Below are 19,216 nucleotides of genomic sequence, written 5' to 3'. Positions count from 1 at the left end.
TTCAAGGATGGACGCCCCTTTTTCTTTGGTTTAAGAGCGTCAATCCCTTGTGTTTCGTACAAATGCTGCCAAGTCCGTACGGTTTGAGGAGAAGGTATGTTGAAAACAGCGGCTGCTCTTCTAATGGACGCTCCTGTTTCGTTTATAAAATTAAGTACGTCCATTTTAAACTCGACAGAGTGATTTGTATATCTTTTCTGTAAAGCTTGGTAACCATGTTCTTGATATAGAGACACCCATTTCACTACATCCATTTCTCCTACTTGATACCGTTGAGCAATGGTTTTGTACGACTCGACGCCGTCGAGATAGGCTTGTACAGCTTTCAATTTTGTTTCTAATGAATATTTAGCCATAGAAAAAACACCTCCAACTATTGGATTTTAATTTCATGTCCAACAATTGGGGTGCAGTTCAAATGGAGACAGGCTCTTATTTTTGTATACGTTTCTGATCCCACTCAAAGGCAAATCCATCATGGGCAATGAGGGTCTGAGGAAAGACGGCCTGCGCTTCGGCGAGTAGTTGTTCAATCTCGTCAGGCTGATAACGAGAACTGATGTGGTTTAGAATTAACTGCTTCACGTTTGCCAGCTTGGCGATTGCGGCAGCCTGTGTACTGGTGGAGTGGAAGAAGTTCTGGGCAAGCTCTTCTTGTTCTGCACGAAATGTAGCTTCATGGATGAGGAGGTCTACACCATCTGCCAATTCATGAATGGCTGAGGTGAATCGGGTATCACCGATTACCGCCATATGAAGACCTTGTACTGGATCGGATAAGTAATCTGCACCGTTTAGCCATGTCCCATCTTCTAATTGAATTCTCTTCCCTTTCTTCAATTGTTGATAAAGGGGACCTGGCTGAATTCCTATCTGCTGTAGTTTATGTACTTGTAAGGCTCCTGATTGACTCTTTTCTTCGAATCGGAATCCGAAAGAAGGAACGCCGTGTTCTAATTGCCTTACGACATAGTGGAAGGAGTCATCGGACCAAGTCATACCTTCATAAATCTCGATGATCTCCAGAGGGTAATGAAGGTGAGTTTCGCTAATCTGTAGTGAAACATTTATCCATTCTTGTAATCCCTTTGGCGCATAGATACGTAGGGGTGATTTTCCGCCTTGAAAGGAGCGGCTACCGAGTAGCCCAGGTAATCCGTAGATATGATCGCCATGAAGGTGGGTAATGAAGATTTGATTAATTTTATTTAACTTGACTGGATGTTGAAGGATTTGGTGTTGTGTTGCTTCCCCGCAATCGATCAACCACGTCTGTCCGCCGTGTTGATACCACTGAATCGCTAATGATGACACATTTCGTTGCTTGGAAGGGATTCCTGCCCCCGTGCCTAAAAATTGAACCCGCATTTTTTTCCCTCCCTGTTCTCTATATTTTACACGTTTTTGTTATGTTGAAGTATCCATTCTACTGCTTCCGAAACAGATTGAATTTCGTGATTGGCGTAAGCCTTTACCTCCGGATTGGCATGTTTCATGACGAAGCTATACGGAATGAGTTCGAACATGGATATATCATTATAGGAGTCGCCTGCACAAGCTACGGAGTCTGGCTGGATTTGAAGATAGTCCAATAAATATGCTAAGGCGGTCCCTTTGGATACATGTTTTGGCATAAAGTCTACACAATGGACATCCGAAATATAGCTGTCTACCTCATCTGGAAAATGATACTGGATATGGCTTTGAAGGTCGTGTAATTGGTCTTCTGTGCCAAAGTAGCATAATTTGCTTGGTTGAAGTTGTTGACCAATCTCAATAAGTGCATCAGGATGTTCTTCAAACTTGATTTTTAATCCTTCTTCAATTTGTGGGATGCTGGGATGATTCCGGTTGGGTATGAGGATGCGGTCTTCGGTTGCAATAAATCCAAATAGATTTTTTTCCTCAGCAGACTCATAAATTCGCTTGGCTAAATCGCCTTCAAAGACAGTCGAACGAAGATGTACACCGTCTGGAGTACGCACATAAGCACCATTTTGGCTAATGCGATGGTATTTTGCTTCTAGGTTATTCATTACTTTGATTAGCTCGTGATCGCTCCGTCCAGATGCTAAACAGATCTTCACACCTGCTACCATTAGCTTTTCGAGTGCTAATTGATCTTCTGGGTTTATTTCTTTTTGGTCATTTAGTAAGGTATTGTCTAGGTCTGTTACAAAGAATTGAATCATCGTCGTATCGCTCATCTCTTGTGGATTTGTTATCTATATTCTTGCTAAAAGGAAACAAACTATTTATGAAACAAAATTATTGTTAATGAAAGAATAGATACGGTGATTCTATTGTAATGGGAATGAAACTTATACACAAACGTAGAGAAGATTTTGATCGCACGATCATATTTGTTCGTCAATATAAATACCTCTTAATCACGTTAAACTGACTGTGGAATACATATTGAGGTATGTTTTGTTTAATTTGTTCTTTTCGGTCAATTTGTTCACAAAGTTTTTTATTTTACCATTATATTTTTAAGTATTTAAAAATATTTATATAAAAAATAATATTTAGGTAGTATTATGAATGGGTAGTTTAATATACCTAAGGGGAAATGATAAATGAAAATGAAAATTGCTTCTCTCGTTTCAACTGCTGTGGTTGCATTAAGTACTTCTGTTGTATTTGCTCATGGAGAACGCGTACAAGAGGTTAATCTTTCTGAGGTTCAATCCAGTGCAACATCAAAGTATGTTACTGTACTCAGCAACCAAAATCGACAATTGACCGTAATGATCAATAATCAATCTCAGGGCCATGAAGAAATTCAATATAATGTCCTCAAGGCAGATGGTCTAGGGAATACGAAAGTGGTTGCTAATGGTTATATTGCTCCCAATGGAAATAAGACTTTTTCTAAGCGCTTTGAAAAAGGTGATTATTCTTTGCAGTTGATTTGTCAAACGCAGCTTGGATGTAACGCTACTGGATCTATTGGATTTTTTGGAGAATAGTATATTTGCTTCATTCAATCTTGGAGAAATAAAGAAGATCAGGATACCTTGCCTGATCTTTCTTTACTTTATCTAAAATGTAATCATGAGGATTATGTGGGATAACTGTTTTTAGGCTCTGGTGGAGTAATAAGCGATCTATTTCAAACACATGCCTGATAGCGCGTAGCTATCAGGCATGTGTTTTTTGTTATATATGAAATTATTACAGCCTAAGTATTGTCTGCTTCTAAAACGGTTTCTAATTTCTCGTTTAAGATCCATTCTTTCTTTCTAATCTCACGAATGGTTTCACGGACACTGGAATTTATGAGAAGTAAATCCGAAATTGATGGTTGTACTGGGGGAGTAAACCCGGGTAGGGTTCCTAAGACGTACTGAAGTTTTTCGCCCTCCGCATTAATAATGTGGCTTAGGCCTAATTCTTCAAGTGCAATCGAAGACAAGAGTAAGTTGATTGCGTCATCTCTGGTAATGGTAATATTCGGGGAAATATTAGGGATATTCGCTTGAGACATGTTCATTCCTCCTGATTAGATGCTTATTTTCTACTATGTGTATGCCCGTAGGCTGGGTATGGTCCCAGAAAGGAGTGGGGAGACTGGCCCAATTAAAAGGCATTTGTCTAATAGAGTGGAGATACCAAGGAATTTAGCCTGTAGTTAGGATATCTGCCCAGTAGCGCATATCAAACATGATGATTTACGTATGATTCGCTATCATTTTTGTCAAAATGAGAATAGATAATAGGATGACTTGCTAACAAAGACTTAACCTTTTTGATGTGATTGTTTAATGCAGGTCCGTTATAGTAAAGAAACAAGGTAAAAGGAGTGAGCTTAGATGGGTATATTGTTTACCTTCTTATTTTGCGTGGTTACCCTCATCCTGCTCGTAGTAGGATTTCTATTTTATAAAATGTCGCAAATGCCGAATCCACCTTATCAAGTACCGCCTAAGCGAATCGACCCAACTCAGTGGGATCAAGAGCGTGTGACGGTTGGATGGATTGGTCATTCTACGGTACTAATTCAGTTTTATGGGATTCGAATCATAACGGACCCTGTTTTAACGGAGCGGATTGGGATCCCTCTAGGTTGGGGAGATAATTGGAAGATGGGGCCTAGGCGTCATACAAGTCCTGCGATAGATGTAGAGAGCATCGGGACTGTCGATGTGGTGCTTATGTCGCATGCACATATGGATCACCTGGATCTGTCATCATTACGAAAAGTTGTTACTCCTGAAACGGTAATTATTGCAGCTTCCGGCATATCTCGCTTACTTCAAAAGCTAGGGGCAAAGGAAGTTCGAGAATTAGATGGGGAATGGGATAACATGGTTCTGTCTAATGGCCTTGTGATCCAAGCAATTCCTGTAGTTCATTGGGGGAAGAGATATCCATGGAGTCGGAATCAGGGGTATACGGGATTTCTTCTTAGTTATCGAGATAAGAAGATATTTTATCCGGGTGATACAGCTTATACAGATGTATGTAAGGAGTTACCGAGATGGGGCGAAATCGACCTCGCCTTTATGCCGATTGGGGCTTATGAGCCAGCATCGTTTCAAGTAAATCATTGTACACCAGAACAAGCGTGGAAGATGTTTGTCGACTCAGGTGCGAAGAAGCTAGTTCCGATTCATTGGAATACGTTTGTCTTATCGTTTGAACCAGTAGAGGAGCCTCTCGAACGATTGTTAGATGCTGCGCAGGCTAGTAAGAAGGAGGATTGTGTGGTGATTCGCGAGTTAGGTGAAATGTATGTGTTAGATGAGATGGAGACTGGGCGTGTTTTGCGTTCTAGTTCAGAGCAAGTTTCATCATGATTGGCGAGAATCAGGTTTACTTGATCTCGCCTAAATAGATAGGGGAATGGGAGTCTCCGTTGTGAAATGCTAGAATACGTTTTCTGAGTCCAATTGGGAATAATGGATGGTTCTCTAAATCGTCTATGGGTAGCCATGAAACGCCTATTTGTTTGTAGTCCATAGTTAAAATAGGAGAGCCTGTCTGGCTGGACATGGGAGTGCCTATATACATAAATTCAACTCGATGAACATCAGGGTCCATAAAGCACTCCCGTACGAATAGGAGATCGCCAATCTTGATTTTGACCCCAGTCTCTTCAAGGCACTCTCGTATCAAAGTTTGATCTAGGGTTTCTCCAGCACGCTGTCCTCCACCTGGAAGTAGGTGATAGATCCCGTCTTGATCTTCATAGGTTGTGACTAGCAGCGATTCTTTGTAAATGAGGACGACTTTAACCGAGTTTCTGATTTTAATAGGGAGCACTCCTTTCACTTTGGGAATGGGTAACAAAAGAGAGCTATCCCAAGTAATGCATGTTACTTGGGATAGCTTCTGTTCCTTTACAGTGCAATGTTATGAATTAAGATTTTCGCCATTGGTTTTGATTACTTGTTTGTACCAGTAGAAACTTTTCTTACGAACTCTTTTTAGGGTACCGTTTCCACTATTGTCTCGATCAACGTAGATGTAGCCGTATCGTTTCTTCATCTCACCTGTGGAGGCACTGACGATATCAATGGGTCCCCAGCTAGTGTAGCCGATAATATTTACGCCGTCTTTTATCGCTTCGGCCATTTCTTTGATGTGAGATTGTAGGTAGTTGATCCGATAATCATCGTGTATTTCCCCCTCAGGGGTTACTTCGTCTATGGCTCCTAAACCATTCTCGACTACGAATAATGGCTTTTGATAGCGATCATACAGTTGATTGGCCGTGATCCGTAGGCCTTTGGAGTCGATGATCCATCCCCATTCAGATTTTTCTAAGTAAGGGTTGTCAATCGAGGTAAAAATATTACCACCCGTGGTGTTTTTATGGATTTCTGGGTCGGTGCTCGTTACTTGACTAGAGTAGTAGCTAAATCCGATATAATCCACTGTATGTTTCTTTAACATTTCCTCATCACCTTCTTCCATCTCAATCGTTATCTGATGGTCTTGGAAGAAACGCTTCGCATACCCAGGATATTCCCCTCTTGACTGGATGTCGATGAAGAAGAAGGATTCACGATCTTTTTCCATCGCATGGAATACATCGTCTGGATTGCAGGAATACGGATAAACCGTTCCAGCAGCGAGCATGCACCCGATCTGGGCCCCGTGAATGGTTTCGTGGCATGCTTTTACAGCTAATGCGCTTGCTACGAGCTGATGGTGCGCGGCTTGGTATTGAATCTGTGTTCGATTTTCTCCCTCTTGAAATACTAGGCCCGCACCGAGGAATGGTGCATGTAGGAGCATGTTTATCTCGTTGAAGGTCATCCAGTATTTTACTTTCTCTTTGTAGCGGGTAAAGAGGGTCTTCGAATAAGTTTCAAAGAGATAGACCAGCTTCCGATCTCTCCAACCTCCGTATGTTTCTACAAGGTGAATCGGTACATCAAAATGGGCAAGAGTGACGATCGGTTCGATGCCGTGATGCAGGAGTTCATCGAATAATTGATCATAAAATCGTAAGCCACCTTCATTTGGCTTCTCATCATTGCCATTTGGAAAAATACGTGCCCAAGAGATGGAGATGCGAAGTGCTTTAAAGCCCATTTCTGCAAAAAGAGCGATATCTTCTTTATATTGGTGATAGAAATCGATTGCATCGTGAGATGGATAAAACTCTCCCGGCTCAGGTGTGAAAGACTTTAGTCCGCCATCCATAATAGGCCAACGTTTTTCACCAGTAGGGAGAAGGTCAACGATGGTTAGGCCTTTTCCATCCGCTAGATATGCCCCATCGGCTTGATTGGCCGCAATGGCTCCACCCCATAGGAATCCTTTTGGAAAACGATTCATGTTATCTTCTCTCCCATCTCATCAAATGATCACCCACATGAACCCGTTGTTCATTGATTGTTGTGATAGTGAATTGATCTTGATTCGAAATCACGATTGGAGTTGTCAAAGCAAACCCTGCTTTTCTAATCTCTTCTATGTCAAAATCAATTAATGGTTGTCCCGCCTCGACACGCGAATCTTGCTTAACATGAGGAGTGAAAAACGCACCGTTCAACTGTACTGTGTCCATTCCAATATGGATTAAGATTTCTGCCCCATCGTCTGTAGTAATCCCGATTGCATGATGAGTAGGAAAGAGAGCGGAAACGGTGCCAGATACCGGTGCAAATAGCTTGCCTTCTGAAGGTTCAATAGCAACTCCTTTGCCGAGAGCACCTGATGCAAAGGCGGCATCTTTTATATTTGATAGAAGTTTTACTTCGCCGTTTAGAGGACTAAATAGCTCTAATCCAGAAGTTTTTTTATCTTTCTCTTCATTCTTGCCTTCCTCATTTTTCGTAGTTTCCTTAAAACCGAGCAAAGAAGTAAGGATAAATCCAAGGATAAAGGCAACGGTCATGGCAATGATAGCGCCCCAAAATCCTGCCGTAATCCCATCTTTCGGACTAACGTAGACGGGAAGTTCAAAGATCCCAAGACCTCCCACCATGTAGTTGACGGAGCCAAATACACCCGAAATCGCTCCGCCTATACCAGCCGCAATACAACTGATGATAAATGGCTTTTTCAAAGGAAGTGTAATTCCATAAATGGCAGGCTCAGTTACCCCGAAAACCCCTGAAATAAAGGCTGGAATCCCGAGGGTCTTGATCTTTTTATCTGATGTTTTAAGCCAGACTGCGAGTACAACACCAATTTGCGCAAAGGCTGCACTAAAGGCCAAGGGCTGGATTGGGTCCATATGATTCACCGCAATGTTATTCATGCCAATTGGAATAATGCCCCAATGAAGACCGAAAATGACAAAGACCTGCCAGAAGCCACCAAGGAGTAAACCGGCGACGAGAGGGCTTAAGTGATAAACCCAGAGTGTGGCTTGTCCTAATAGCTGACCTCCCCACGTAGTAATCGGTCCTATAATCAGGAAGGTAAGGGGCACCACGATTAGTAATGTTAAAAAGGGAACTAAGAATGCTTTTACTACATCAGGAATAACTCTGTTCAGCCCTTTTTCTACCTTTGCTCCAAAAGAAGCGGCAAAGATAATTGGGATCACGGACGATGCATAGCTCATTAAAATCACAGGAATGCCTAAGAATGTAATATGAATAGGCGATTCAAACATCATTCCAGTAAATAAGGTATAAAGTGGCTTACCCCCTGATATACCGGATAGAGCTGGATAAACCAGCGCCGCTCCAATCGCCATCCCTATAAAAGGATTGCCCCCAAATTTTTTACTTACTGTATAGCCAAGAAAGATGGGGAAGAAATAAAAGAGTGAATCCCCAACAGCGTTTAATATCTGGTACGTTCCTGACTCACGTGTGAACCATTCCAGTGTTACAAATAATTCATTAAATCCTTTGATCATCCCCGTAGCTGCTAAAACACCGAGAATGGGTGTGAAAATGCTAGAGAAAATATCAATAATGCGATTAAAGAGGCCCTGTTTTTTTTCGCCCTCCTTCGTATTCACAGGAGTTTGAGCGTCTAATCCTCCTACGTATACTACAGCTTTGTATACATCAGGTACATGGTTTCCGATGACGACTTGATACTGGCCACCGCTTTGCATAACCGTGATCACGCCATCCATGCTTTTTAGTACCTCCGCATTCGCTTTACTCTCATCTTTCAACTGAAAGCGTAAACGAGTTACACAATGAGCTAAACTGTTAACGTTTTCTTTGCCACCAACATTTTGTAAAATGTCTTTTGCTAGTTGATCATATTTCATTGTTAGTCTCCTTATTTAATATTTAGCTGTACTAATATTTAGTTCAACTATATATGTAGATGAAATCGGTTTCAATAAACAAATATTAGTTTTTATAATAAATGAACCACTTTGTTTATGTAATATATTATTTATTAGTATGTAAGTATTTATTAATGGTTTGATTATGTTTTTCGTTTTCATCTAATTGCTATATAAGGGGAAAAATAATATTTACTCTCGTCCAATCCCTTAAAATTCGCTATGATGATAACAACGAAAGCGAATAGGTGGATGAAGATGAAGTTAATAGAAAAAGCTGAGAGATTGCTACAAGATCTATATGGCTATCCTACCTTTAGAGACGGACAAGAACAGATGATCAACCAAATCCTAGAGGGACAACCTTCCCTCGGGATTATGCCTACTGGTGGCGGAAAATCACTCTGTTATCAAATACCAGCGTTGTTACTTGATGGAATTACATTAGTCATCTCTCCCTTGATCTCACTGATGAAGGATCAGGTAGATGCTCTTAACCAATTAGGTATTCCAGCTACTTATTTAAATAGCACGGTTGATTATGTTGAGATGGAGCAACGGATGCGAGAAATCTACTCAGGGAAAATAAAACTCGTATATCTTGCTCCTGAGAGATTGGAAATGGAATCCTTTGTACAGATGCTGCAAAAGGTACCTGTATCCCTTGTAATAGTCGATGAAGCTCACTGTATCTCGCAATGGGGACATGATTTTCGTCCTAGCTATCTAAGTATAGGTACGATGATTCAACAACTACCAAATGCACCGATTGTCTCAGCGTTAACTGCGACCGCAACAGCACAAGTGCGCCAAGATATCCAAGAGATCCTACAAATCCCTGTAGAAAACACAGTACTAACTAGCTTCCAGCGTTCGAATTTACGTTTTTCTGTCCTGCATGATCAAGATAAAGTCTCCTTTATCGAAAGTTATCTCAAGCGATACCCGAAACAATCTGGCATCATTTATTGCTCTACACGTAAGGATGTAGATGCGCTCTATCAACACTTAGGGGAATGCGGATACTCTGTGGGGCGCTATCATGCGGGAATGACAGAAGGGCAACGAGCACAGTCCCAAGAAGCATTTTCTTATGATCGACTTTCCGTTATCGTAGCAACAAATGCCTTTGGGATGGGAATCAATAAACATAACGTACGATACGTTATACACTACAATTTGCCTAAAAATATCGAGAACTACTACCAAGAAGCAGGACGTGCAGGACGTGATGGGGAAGAGAGCGAGTGTATCTTGTTATATCAAGGACAAGATGTAAGAACCCAGCGATATTTAATCGATCAGTCCGAAATGAACGAGGAGCGTAAGAAGCTAGAGTCTAGTAAGCTTCATGCGATGTACCAATATTGTTTTACACAATCCTGTTTGCAAAACACCATTATCCAGTACTTCGATGATCCGGCTGAAGAAGCATGTGGCAAGTGTCATAACTGCTTGGCTCAAATGGAGACAAGTCTGCAAGACTTTACTGTAGAAGCTCAGAAGCTATTCTCCTGTATCCGTCGTATGAAGGAACGTTTTGGCCTCTCTATGATTGCGAAAGTGCTAAAAGGTTCTAAATCGAAAAGAGTGCTAGAACTCGCGTTTAATCGACTCCCTACATATGGGATTTTACGAGACTATACGGAAAAAGAGATACAACTATTAGCCCTTACGTTGCAAGCAGAAGGGTATATCAAAACCTATAACTCTGCTACAAGTTCCCTACCGCTCATTAAATTGACTGAAAAAGCGGCCCAAGTGCTAAAAGGGGAGCTAAATGTCTACCTTCGTCCGCTTCGAACTGCTGTGATACCAGAGGAGAGACAACTGCGAACGAAGCGTTCTACCTTATTTGATCGCTTAGATGATCTTCGCAGAGTCTTTTCAAATGAAGAACAACTCCCTCCATATATGATTTTATCCGATTCAACCTTGCGTACTATGGCAGATCGGATTCCATTAAATGAAAAGGAACTTCTTTCTATGGTCGGTATGACACAGCATAAAGTCGCCAAATACGGGGCTAGAATTCTAGAAATCACATCCACCTTTGCTGATGAACGTGAGCAGAAAATCCAATCGAAAGCATCAATGCGAAAAGATACAAACCAAAGCCACCTTATCACCTTTGACTTCTTTCAATCCGGTAAATCAATTAAAGAAATTGCTTCCTCCCGGAACATGTCCAATAAAACAATCGAAGATCACCTCGTTCGATGTCACAGCGAAGGCTACGACATTCCTTGGGATACCATTATTCCTGAGGAGTACCAAGAAGCCATCCTACAAGCAGTCCAAGAATTAGGCGCATCTAAACTAAAGCCACTCAAAGAAGCCTTGCCAGCCGAAGTGACCTATTTTCAGATTAAGGCGGTTATTGCGAGAGAGCAGGTAGCGGTTAGTTCGATAAATGAGTGAATGAAAAGGGCTAGTTTTTACTAGCTCTTTTTTGTGTTTGTTGGAGAGTTGTGTAGTTAGATGATGGTATATAAAGATTCCTCACCAGAGCTAATAGAAGGTTTATACATGGACTTTGACTAATTCATGAGTGAAATTATTAGATCGTAAAACAGAGGCCGTATACAACCCTTATATTAGCCATTTTTTAACCACTGTCTTACCTCCTCTTACGTATATACCTATACTCACTAAGCATCAAAAAGGAAGATTGCTAATTCTTGATAACATACTATAAAATTATTGGAATGTAGAAATATACTATATCTATACACAAGAGGAGGGACTATGAAGAAGTTATATTTCTTTATAGCAGTTACTTTATGAAAAACAAAAAAACAATGAAGCTTAAAATTAACATCAAAACATTCTCGAAAATAATACTGATTATGTTTGTTCTCTTAATCGGGTTTGGATTTATAGGCCAAGGGGTTACATACGCAGAATTCATTGATAATACTCCAATAAATGGAGAGTTTAACCAACAAATCGCAAACACATCTACAACTACTGAGGATGGCTGGTGGGAGGATACCAAGGACTGGTTTAGTGATACTTTCAACGATGTGACTGACTGGTGTAGTGAAACGTGGGACTCTATATGGACATCGATTAAGGACTTCTCACTAGGTGTCTGGGATTACATTATGGAAAACAAAGTGCTTAGTGTAATCGTCCTTACTATACTTGGGATTTTAGCTACAATAGCAGGCATCTTTATAGGTATTCCCTTGCTTGTAGCTGGTGGTGTTGGTTCATTAGCAGGCATGGGGATTATGGGACTTGTTTCATGGCTAGGCAGTGACAACGGTTTCATGAGCGATGGAATGTTGAAGGATATGATTATAGGTGGCCTAGGCGGTATATTATCTGCCCCATTAGGTGAATGGATTGCAGGTTCTAAGTTGGCCACTTGGATTGCCTCGAAGATCAACATTTCTTGGTTACAAAGTGCATTCCCTCGCATCTTTGGTGGCTCTGTTGCAGCAGGAGCAGACCAAGGTATCATGGACTTTCTAAGTAGTGGGAAGTTCAACTGGAAGAATCTATTAGTGGCTATGGCTATGGCTTTGGGTGGCAGTGTGGTGGGTGGTGGTGCTTACATAACCAGTCATGCTGACGATATTGTTAAGGGAATTAACAGTATAGACATATCCTTTGCAACTGAGTTATTTGCAGATGGTACGGCTACAGCTCCAAAGACCATAGGAGATACAGATTTAGGTCAATGGTTACAGAAGTTTGCTAGTGGTACCGGAGGGAGGGATTCAAAAGTTCGATGTTTTTTCTGGTAAATCCACCTCCAAAATGTCTGATTATGAGCGCTGGTTTGAATACGCACCGCAAGCATATGAACAAATAAGAAGATCGACAAATGATATTCCTAAAATTGCGGAGAACATAGGATGGCCTGAGCATAGGATTCAAAAAATCAAAGATCATGTATTTAACAAAAATCATAAATTACGTGACGGAACATTTGGTAAATTTGATCCTGATCCAGATATAGCAGATGCATGGGGAAGATTAACAAGTGGGTCATACCGTATGGAGGATGTTAATTTACTTAATCATGAGCTCTATGAGTCGTGGGCAGAAGGATTGTACAAATTTGATTATGACAAGGCGCATAGTTGGACAATAGACAAAGCCAAAAAACCTTGGAACCCATGATATAGTAGATTTAAAAACCCAGACTCTTTGATGGTCACAAAAGTAGGGATGAGAAGAAATGAAAAGAGATTTAAATATAATTCAAATGGACAGTGGTAACTTTTTAGTACGCTATATAGTAACGGGACCAATGGGCGAGATAGAATTCTTGATCGAGATATTATCAAACGATCGAAAAAAACTTGCCATGGTGATACATTCTACAGATATTCTATCTAGGGAAGAGGTGTTACCTGTTTCTTTAACTATTTATAACTCAAGGAAATCTAGCTTATCAGGCAGCTATGATATTCATATCTTGCTTCCAAAAGATGCAACAAATGTAGATGCGGAAACCATTTATTCTAGGTTGGAAAGCATGTATGGCTCTTTTCTAGAGTAAGTAAAGGATGTATGTTATGTATTGGGAAAATAAAGGAATGGTTTTGCCAGCTATGCACTCTAATATATGAGGATGTTCTGACTAGATATATTCTTACTCTTCCATTAATTTTGGTTGTAGTGTTATCTGGATTTGCTTTAGTTCAACTTATTAGGGTTCTTACTTTGGCGATCGATTTTGAAGAAAAAAGCGAAAAAAGTACTCTCAAAAATTAATGCAAAAGCCCTTATGGTAGGATCCATAGGGGCTTTATCCGTGTTGTTACTTTATTTATTTCCTTTTGGCTATCGCGGATATAAACAGATATCCTGATTTTGTTATATAGTTTTTTGTGATTTTATCATATACACAATGTATATATTGTGTTATAATTATTGATTTGACAATTTCAAAAAAATGCGTTATCCTGAGTACATAGAGGTGAGGATATGTTTCAAGTCGGTGATCGATGTGTGTATCCATTGCATGGCGTATTCAGTGTAGAAGCAATTGAGGAGCGGGAGTTTTTAGAGGAGAGCCAACTGTATTACATTCTAGAGGAGACGGCTCAATCACTTAATGGAATGTGCCTTATGATTCCCTTCAAGATGAAAAGTGAGAAAAAGGTTCGTCCAATTGTAGATACAGAGACGATGAAACATGTGTTACTGACTCTTTTTAGCCATGAAACAGACCAATCCATTTCCTGGCGTGAAAGATGTCGTATTAATACAGATAAAATGGGAAGTGGAGACATTTACCAAGAAACGGAAGTTATTCGTGATTTAACTCGATTAAATGAAATTAAAAAATTAGGGATGGCTGAAAAGGATATGCTTCAAAAGGCCATACACACTCTGATGAGTGAACTTTCTTTAGTCAACAACATAAATGAAGAACAGGCAAGGGACCTTCTTAGACGTACGATACCAAACATGTAAGATCCTATTTATATTTCTAGTAACTAAAAAGAGAAGATATTCTCTGCTATAGAACGAATGATTCTCTCTTGATGATACTCCAATTAAAGAGCGATTTCCCGGAGAGGAATCTATTTTGACATAGAAACTGGTCGGAATTAAATGAAAGAGAGCTGCTGATTTACAAGTAGCTCTCTTTGTCCTATGTATCCGAATGAACAAAAGAAAAAGTCTCTGTATTGTGTTCGTAAAATAATCAGGCTGTCTCCAAAACTCATCAGCTTGTACACTCATATTTATTTTGAATTTTAGGGGCCTAAAAGTAAGGTTCCAATAGGAATCATTAGTACTATGCTAATGGTTAGAATGACGTTTCCAACAATCCCAAAGATAGAAAAGCGATTTCTCTTCTTTCTTCCTATTTCACCTAATGCTATTCCTATTGGATTAACTATCAATGTAAATAGGTACAATGGAATTCCTTCGTCGAAGCTATAGTTAAGACTGGGGATTGTAAAAAAAAGCACCCATAGTATCATTCCTACGATAATCAAAATAATGGATAGAACGCTCCATATGCCCCAGTATGATTCATGATCCTTCTTTTGGCTCAATCTTCATCACACTTCTCTCTAGTCCATAGTGGCAAACTCATAGATACTGTTCTTATGTGAAAGCCCATTTGTTCATAAAGTTTAATAGCTTTACGGTTCTTGATACAGAAGAGTATAATACAAACTTCTGTAAAACAATATCTCTTTACTATCTGATAAAATAGATAAGTATATAATTATTTAAATTCAAGAGAGGTGTATGGAATGGATCGAAAAAATAAAAGATAAATATTTTTTGCAAGGACTTGAAACAGTTTTCAATTTTGAACATAATAAGGAAGATTGGCCTTTTTCGTGAGCTTTTTATAAAAAATAGTGAAAAAGGTTAATAGTTCTTGATTGAAAGAACACAAATACAACAAAGAGTTTCGGGGGAGATATTTTGAGAAAGAAGCTAGCACTTACTGCACTTACACTAACATTATCTTTAGGCCTAACTGTTCCATCGTACGCAACGGATACGAATCCACCGCCGCCACCACCACCAGGCGGAGAAGTTACACCGCCACCACCAAATCCTGAGCCAGAGCCAAAGCCAGAGCCAAAACCTGAGCCGAAGCCAGAACCAAAACCTGAGCCGAAGCCAGAACCAAAACCTGAGCCAAAGCCGGAACCAAAACCTGAGCCGAAGCCAGAACCAAAACCTGAGCCAAAGCCGGAACCAAAACCTGAGCCGAAGCCAGAACCGGCCAAATCTACTAATCCCACTGTGCCTTCGAAAGTAGCTGCTGCTCCAGTTAGCGGCGCAAAACAAGGGCCTGTAGCATCTCTTGGGGCACCAGCAGTTGATAGAGCAACGGTGGTTGCAGTAGCAGATACAAATGTCAATGAAACTACCGTTGCACAAACAACAAATAATGATGAAGCAACAACCACTACTGAAACAACTACGAACGAATCAGAAAAGGCTTACACAGTGGTAAAAGGCGATTGCCTATGGGATATCGCGAAAAAGCATCTTGGTGATGGAAACAAATGGACAGAGATTTGGGAATTAAATAAAGATATGTTAGTAAAACGCGACTCACGCAATTTGAAAGATCTTGGTCATTGGATTTATCCTGGACAAGAGCTAAAAATGCCAGAGTTGAAAAAGTAATGTGTAGTGAAAGGGGATGAGTTTTTTTTCATTCCCTTTTTTTCTTTCATAAGAATGAGGAGGATCGGATTTGATTAGAAAAAACGGTGATCATCCAAGAGAATATAAGGTTATTAAAGGAATGAGATCAAAGAAGATTTTAATTTGGGGATTGCTGACCATCAATGTGGTGGCTCTTCCAGTTGGTTTTTTTTATCTTAAAGATAAAATGGTAGTTGTTGGAGGTGCTGAGCAGGAGTCTCCTGTGATGAGCCAGACTGCAAGGGCTTTTGCCGAGGACTTTGTTTCTACATATTTTAGTCTGCATCAGGGATTTGAGGATCATCGGGCCGAAAGCTTAAGGCCCTTTTTGATGAAGGGACTGGACAAACAAGCAGGTTTAGAGTCGATTGAGGTAAATCTCTCTACAGGGAAAGTTCGGGTATGGAAAGTAGAGAAGAAAAGCCCAAACAGAGCTACTATGATGGTGCAAGCAGAGGTGTACATACGGGATAAAAGTGATAAGGTTCTGTCGATGGACAAACGATTCCTCGCAGTTCCGATTGAGAGTATTGGGAACGGCCTGTTTGTCGTGTCAGAGATCCCTTACTATGTCAGCGCACCCAGTGCACCCAATGTCACGTTGAAGGAAGAGACTCTAGCTAATAAAGTGGATAGCTCTACTAAAAAAGAGATAGAAACCTACTTAAACACATTTTTCCAAGACTATGTTTCTGATAATATAGATAAACTTTCCAACTATACAAAATCAGACTCTAAACGGATTGAAGGTATGAATGGTGTGTTGGAGTTTGTTAAGATAAAAGAGTTGGAAGTATATAAAGAGAAACAAGTTGTGGTAAAAGCGAAAGCTCAGTTTAAGGAAAAGGAAGAAACCAAAACCAGCGGGGTCTATACTTACCCGTATACGATCAAGTTGGAGAAAAATGGGGACCGTTGGCTTATTGTCAGCATGGAAACTAAGTAGTTTATGAGGTAGATAGTATGAAAAAGGTATCTGTAAGTCATGGGATTGCGAAAGTGGAAAATGGAAAGCTAGCCAATCAACCTCGTGGGTCGACTTCTTCTCGAACTGTCCGGTTCGGAACCGTTGTTACCTGTCGTGATTCCCCACGAAAGGAGAGGGACCATGAGACCCCTTCGCATTGAGTTTCCCACCCGTCACATTGAAGGAAATCTCACGTTTGGTCAGGATGGATCTGTGTGGGCGTATTATGAAATCAAGAGAGCGGAGCATGAAAGCAAGCAAATGCATGCTCGATTTCAAGATGCTCACCTCTCCGAAGAATATCACTACATTCAAGTACCATGTTATACAAATAGACAAGCAAATAGCGAGCTTAAATGGTTTTCATTTGAAGAAGAAACGAGCATTCATTCTGATCAACCTCCTCAACTGATCAGTGAGATTACTAACTCTTATACTGAGATCAGGGTTTTTATTGGATTTCGATTACGAAAGCCGAATCAAAGACAACTTAAAAACCATTTGCGTCGTCGATGGAAACACAAGATCCGAGATTTCATCCGCTATCTCTACTCTGTTACTGGGATTGCAGAGGGAGAGATTTTAGAGGAAGAGCTATTTGAGTATACAGGACAAGAAGAGCTGTTGTTCCAATCATTACGTGGGTTTATGAGTATACATAGACTGAGTACTTATGATCTTAAATGGTATATTCGTCAACATGTTTATCAGGATCATAAGCTTCCCCTATCAAATGAAAAAGGAAGACTAGTGACTGAGTTGGGAATAAGTACTCTTACTCTAGATGATAGTGAAATTGAGATCCATCCGCATCACATAAGGACTGTACATGTGGAAGAGGCGACTGGTGAAGTCAGAGAAGTCTATACCTCCTACTTGTATGCAGTCTATTTTCCTGAGGACCTTCAATTCCCAGGTAAATCTGAATGGGCGTACCTGACGAACATCTTTGATTTTCCTGTATCCATATCAGCGAGGAAGGAAATGGATAGCTTGGAGGATGTGCATTTCATGACAGTTGTATTTGGAGTATCTGCTAAAAATGAAGATATTCTTGCTGAACGAGTCAATAAAATCGTCTCAGAGTATCGTCAATATGAGATTGAAGTACAACTTTGCCCTGATAATCAGTTTGTTGGATATAGTGACTTTCTGCCGTGTGGTGAACAGTATGAAAGGTCCGTTTCGTTGATTAGTAGAATTCATTCTACTCCTATACAAATTGAGAACTCATCTGATTTCCTTTGGTGATGTACAGAGGTGTTATATGTATGTATGAAAGGAAAAAAGAGGAATGTTACTTTAGACCTAGTTGGAAATATTGACAATAAATAGAATGTTCGTCTATGCTAAAAGCAGGGTCCTATAATCCCCTGCTTTTTTATTGTGCGTATATCGTGTGGATTGCATAGGTTATCGGTTTCTCTTATGGATCAAGGGAGGCAAAAATGTGGATTCACTAGGGTTGGAAGAAGAATTTGTGAAACGAGTGCAAAGTGGAGCCAAGATTGAATCCAATGATTGGATGCCGGATGGTTACCGACACTTGTTGATTAAATTGATTCATATGCATGCAGTGAGTGAGATTATGGGTGTTTATCCTGAAAAGGAATGGGTGCCGAAAGCACCGAGTTTACGGCGGAAGCTCGCTTTGATGGCTAAGGTTCAAGATGAGATGGGCCATGGACAGTTATTGCTCCGTATCGTAGAGGATTTGGCCGCCCCTTATGGAAAAGGGCGTGAAGAGCTATTAGATGATTTAGTAGAAGGAAAGGTTAAATTTCACAATGTTTTTCATATGGAAGCGAGAACGTGGGCGGATGCTGGCTTAATTGGCTGGCTGATTGATGGAGCCGCCATTATTAATCAGGCATCTCTGCTTTCTACTTCGTATGCCCCGTATGCCCGTATATTGAAGCGCATCTGTGCAGAAGAGAGTTTTCATATGCAGCATGGTGAAAACGTAATCTTAAGTATAGCGATGGGAACGGAGAAGCAACGTAAAATGTTGCAAGATTCCCTTAATTATTGGTGGTATTCTCTCCTCTTTTTCTTCGGACCTCTAGAAATAACTCCAGCCGCTCGGAAAATGTTGCATTATCGCATTCGAACCAAAACAAACGAAGAACTGCGACAAAAATTTCTAGCAAAATATATTCCTCGGATCTGGTCGCTCGGCCTTACGATCCCTGACCCCACACTACACTATGATTCCAAGTTAGAACGTTGGCATTATGCCGAACCAGAATGGGAAACATTTCAACGAATCGTCTCAGAAAATAAAGGGCCGAAATCGCAAGAGAGAATTGCCTTACGACGCATTGCCCAGGATCAGCATAAATGGGTGCGTCTCGCCATGACAATGGGAATATGACGTTGTTTCA

General features: G+C 40.5%; 20 protein-coding genes. 12 read left to right on the top strand and 8 right to left on the bottom strand.

All coding sequences use genetic code 11. From position 1 onward, the window contains the following. From BT147_RS10600 to BT147_RS10590, 3 genes are all read right to left on the bottom strand, one after another. On the bottom strand, positions 1–356 hold a 356-nt coding region (locus BT147_RS10600), incomplete at its 3' end, for a helix-turn-helix domain-containing protein (RefSeq protein WP_072334834.1). Positions 357–432: 76 nt separating this feature from the next. After that, positions 433–1,368, bottom strand: a complete 936-nt coding sequence (gene rnz, locus BT147_RS10595) for a ribonuclease Z (RefSeq protein WP_072334831.1) — start codon at positions 1,366–1,368, stop codon at positions 433–435. Positions 1,369–1,394: 26 nt separating this feature from the next. Then, complete coding sequence (locus BT147_RS10590) at positions 1,395–2,192, bottom strand: Cof-type HAD-IIB family hydrolase (protein WP_072334828.1); 798 nt, start codon at positions 2,190–2,192, stop codon at positions 1,395–1,397. A gap of 387 nt (positions 2,193–2,579) precedes the next feature. On the opposite strand from BT147_RS10590, the gene BT147_RS10585 reads away from it, so the two are divergent. Further along, positions 2,580–2,972: a hypothetical protein gene (locus BT147_RS10585; protein WP_072334825.1), complete on the top strand. Its 393-nt coding sequence runs from the start codon at positions 2,580–2,582 to the stop codon at positions 2,970–2,972. Positions 2,973–3,184: 212 nt separating this feature from the next. Here BT147_RS10585 and BT147_RS10580 read toward each other — a convergent pair whose 3' ends face one another. After that, a complete protein-coding gene (locus tag BT147_RS10580; protein ID WP_072334822.1) occupies positions 3,185–3,490 on the bottom strand; it encodes an alpha-helical endospore appendage domain-containing protein in 306 nt (101 codons plus the stop codon). Positions 3,491–3,815: 325 nt separating this feature from the next. Here BT147_RS10580 and BT147_RS10575 point away from each other — a divergent pair, with 325 nt between their 5' ends. Further along, the gene (locus BT147_RS10575; RefSeq protein WP_072334819.1) at positions 3,816–4,802 is read left to right on the top strand and encodes an MBL fold metallo-hydrolase; all 987 of its coding nucleotides are present in this window, start codon (positions 3,816–3,818) and stop codon (positions 4,800–4,802) included. 16 nt (positions 4,803–4,818) lie between these two features. On the opposite strand, the gene BT147_RS10570 is transcribed toward BT147_RS10575, so the two are convergent. From BT147_RS10570 to BT147_RS10560, 3 genes are all read right to left on the bottom strand, one after another. Further along, on the bottom strand, positions 4,819–5,295 hold the full coding sequence (locus tag BT147_RS10570; protein WP_286119338.1) for an NUDIX domain-containing protein: 477 nt from the start codon (positions 5,293–5,295) through the stop codon (positions 4,819–4,821). Positions 5,296–5,358: 63 nt separating this feature from the next. Further along, on the bottom strand, positions 5,359–6,792 hold the full coding sequence (locus BT147_RS10565; RefSeq protein ID WP_072334816.1) for a 6-phospho-beta-glucosidase: 1,434 nt from the start codon (positions 6,790–6,792) through the stop codon (positions 5,359–5,361). Between the two features lies 1 nt (position 6,793). Further along, positions 6,794–8,695: a beta-glucoside-specific PTS transporter subunit IIABC gene (locus tag BT147_RS10560; protein WP_072334813.1), complete on the bottom strand. Its 1,902-nt coding sequence runs from the start codon at positions 8,693–8,695 to the stop codon at positions 6,794–6,796. Positions 8,696–8,974: 279 nt separating this feature from the next. Between BT147_RS10560 and recQ the strand changes: the two genes are divergently transcribed. The 5 genes from recQ (at position 8,975) to BT147_RS10530 (ending at position 14,152) form a co-directional block, all read left to right on the top strand. Continuing rightward, complete coding sequence (recQ, locus tag BT147_RS10555; protein ID WP_072334809.1) at positions 8,975–11,137, top strand: DNA helicase RecQ; 2,163 nt, start codon at positions 8,975–8,977, stop codon at positions 11,135–11,137. A gap of 362 nt (positions 11,138–11,499) precedes the next feature. Further along, on the top strand, positions 11,500–12,471 hold the full coding sequence (locus BT147_RS10550) for a hypothetical protein (protein WP_072334806.1): 972 nt from the start codon (positions 11,500–11,502) through the stop codon (positions 12,469–12,471). A gap of 13 nt (positions 12,472–12,484) precedes the next feature. Continuing rightward, on the top strand, positions 12,485–12,850 hold the full coding sequence (locus BT147_RS10545) for a hypothetical protein (protein WP_072334845.1): 366 nt from the start codon (positions 12,485–12,487) through the stop codon (positions 12,848–12,850). 58 nt (positions 12,851–12,908) lie between these two features. Continuing rightward, entirely contained in the window at positions 12,909–13,232 is a 324-nt protein-coding gene (locus BT147_RS10540; RefSeq protein WP_072334803.1) for a hypothetical protein, read from the top strand. Between the two features lie 428 nt (positions 13,233–13,660). Beyond that, on the top strand, positions 13,661–14,152 hold the full coding sequence (locus BT147_RS10530; protein WP_072334798.1) for a CarD family transcriptional regulator: 492 nt from the start codon (positions 13,661–13,663) through the stop codon (positions 14,150–14,152). A gap of 287 nt (positions 14,153–14,439) precedes the next feature. Here the strand turns inward: BT147_RS10530 and BT147_RS16045 are convergent, their stop codons facing one another. After that, on the bottom strand, positions 14,440–14,745 hold the full coding sequence (locus BT147_RS16045) for a YnaG family membrane protein (RefSeq protein WP_072334796.1): 306 nt from the start codon (positions 14,743–14,745) through the stop codon (positions 14,440–14,442). Positions 14,746–15,127: 382 nt separating this feature from the next. On the opposite strand from BT147_RS16045, the gene BT147_RS15885 reads away from it, so the two are divergent. From BT147_RS15885 to paaA, 5 genes are all read left to right on the top strand, one after another. After that, on the top strand, positions 15,128–15,844 hold the full coding sequence (locus BT147_RS15885; protein WP_083426515.1) for a LysM peptidoglycan-binding domain-containing protein: 717 nt from the start codon (positions 15,128–15,130) through the stop codon (positions 15,842–15,844). A gap of 70 nt (positions 15,845–15,914) precedes the next feature. Beyond that, positions 15,915–16,811 (top strand): conjugal transfer protein, encoded by an 897-nt coding sequence (locus BT147_RS10510; RefSeq protein ID WP_072334793.1) that lies wholly within the window; start codon positions 15,915–15,917, stop codon positions 16,809–16,811. A gap of 17 nt (positions 16,812–16,828) precedes the next feature. Then, positions 16,829–16,993, top strand: coding sequence for a hypothetical protein (locus tag BT147_RS15565; protein WP_177239787.1), 165 nt, complete (start codon positions 16,829–16,831; stop codon positions 16,991–16,993). Further along, positions 16,974–18,083, top strand: coding sequence for a hypothetical protein (locus BT147_RS10505; RefSeq protein WP_072334790.1), 1,110 nt, complete (start codon positions 16,974–16,976; stop codon positions 18,081–18,083). The genes BT147_RS15565 and BT147_RS10505 overlap by 20 nt, the downstream gene beginning before the upstream one ends. A gap of 199 nt (positions 18,084–18,282) precedes the next feature. Beyond that, the gene (gene paaA, locus BT147_RS10500) at positions 18,283–19,206 is read left to right on the top strand and encodes a 1,2-phenylacetyl-CoA epoxidase subunit PaaA (protein WP_072334787.1); all 924 of its coding nucleotides are present in this window, start codon (positions 18,283–18,285) and stop codon (positions 19,204–19,206) included. Positions 19,207–19,216 lie beyond the last annotated feature (10 nt).

Source organism: Thermoactinomyces sp. DSM 45891, assembly GCF_900119485.1.
In the GTDB taxonomy this organism is placed as follows: domain Bacteria; phylum Bacillota; class Bacilli; order Thermoactinomycetales; family Thermoactinomycetaceae; genus Baia.
This window is presented reverse-complemented; position numbering and strand designations above follow the sequence as displayed.

Excerpts from the sequence above, each read along its gene's own strand:
- BT147_RS10545 (WP_072334845.1), top strand. The coding sequence starts at position 12,485 with ATGTCTGATTATGAGCGCTGGTTTGAATACGCACCGCAAGCATATGAA.
- BT147_RS10540 (WP_072334803.1), top strand. The coding sequence starts at position 12,909 with ATGAAAAGAGATTTAAATATAATTCAAATGGACAGTGGTAACTTTTTA.
- BT147_RS10585 (WP_072334825.1), top strand. The coding sequence starts at position 2,580 with ATGAAAATGAAAATTGCTTCTCTCGTTTCAACTGCTGTGGTTGCATTA.
- rnz (WP_072334831.1), bottom strand. The coding sequence starts at position 1,368 with ATGCGGGTTCAATTTTTAGGCACGGGGGCAGGAATCCCTTCCAAGCAA.
- BT147_RS10580 (WP_072334822.1), bottom strand. The coding sequence starts at position 3,490 with ATGTCTCAAGCGAATATCCCTAATATTTCCCCGAATATTACCATTACC.
- BT147_RS10565 (WP_072334816.1), bottom strand. The coding sequence starts at position 6,792 with ATGAATCGTTTTCCAAAAGGATTCCTATGGGGTGGAGCCATTGCGGCC.
- BT147_RS15565 (WP_177239787.1), top strand. The coding sequence starts at position 16,829 with ATGAAAAAGGTATCTGTAAGTCATGGGATTGCGAAAGTGGAAAATGGA.
- BT147_RS10505 (WP_072334790.1), top strand. The coding sequence starts at position 16,974 with ATGAGACCCCTTCGCATTGAGTTTCCCACCCGTCACATTGAAGGAAAT.
- BT147_RS10575 (WP_072334819.1), top strand. The coding sequence starts at position 3,816 with ATGGGTATATTGTTTACCTTCTTATTTTGCGTGGTTACCCTCATCCTG.
- BT147_RS10590 (WP_072334828.1), bottom strand. The coding sequence starts at position 2,192 with ATGATTCAATTCTTTGTAACAGACCTAGACAATACCTTACTAAATGAC.
- BT147_RS10560 (WP_072334813.1), bottom strand. The coding sequence starts at position 8,695 with ATGAAATATGATCAACTAGCAAAAGACATTTTACAAAATGTTGGTGGC.
- recQ (WP_072334809.1), top strand. The coding sequence starts at position 8,975 with ATGAAGTTAATAGAAAAAGCTGAGAGATTGCTACAAGATCTATATGGC.
- BT147_RS10530 (WP_072334798.1), top strand. The coding sequence starts at position 13,661 with ATGTTTCAAGTCGGTGATCGATGTGTGTATCCATTGCATGGCGTATTC.
- BT147_RS10550 (WP_072334806.1), top strand. The coding sequence starts at position 11,500 with ATGAAAAACAAAAAAACAATGAAGCTTAAAATTAACATCAAAACATTC.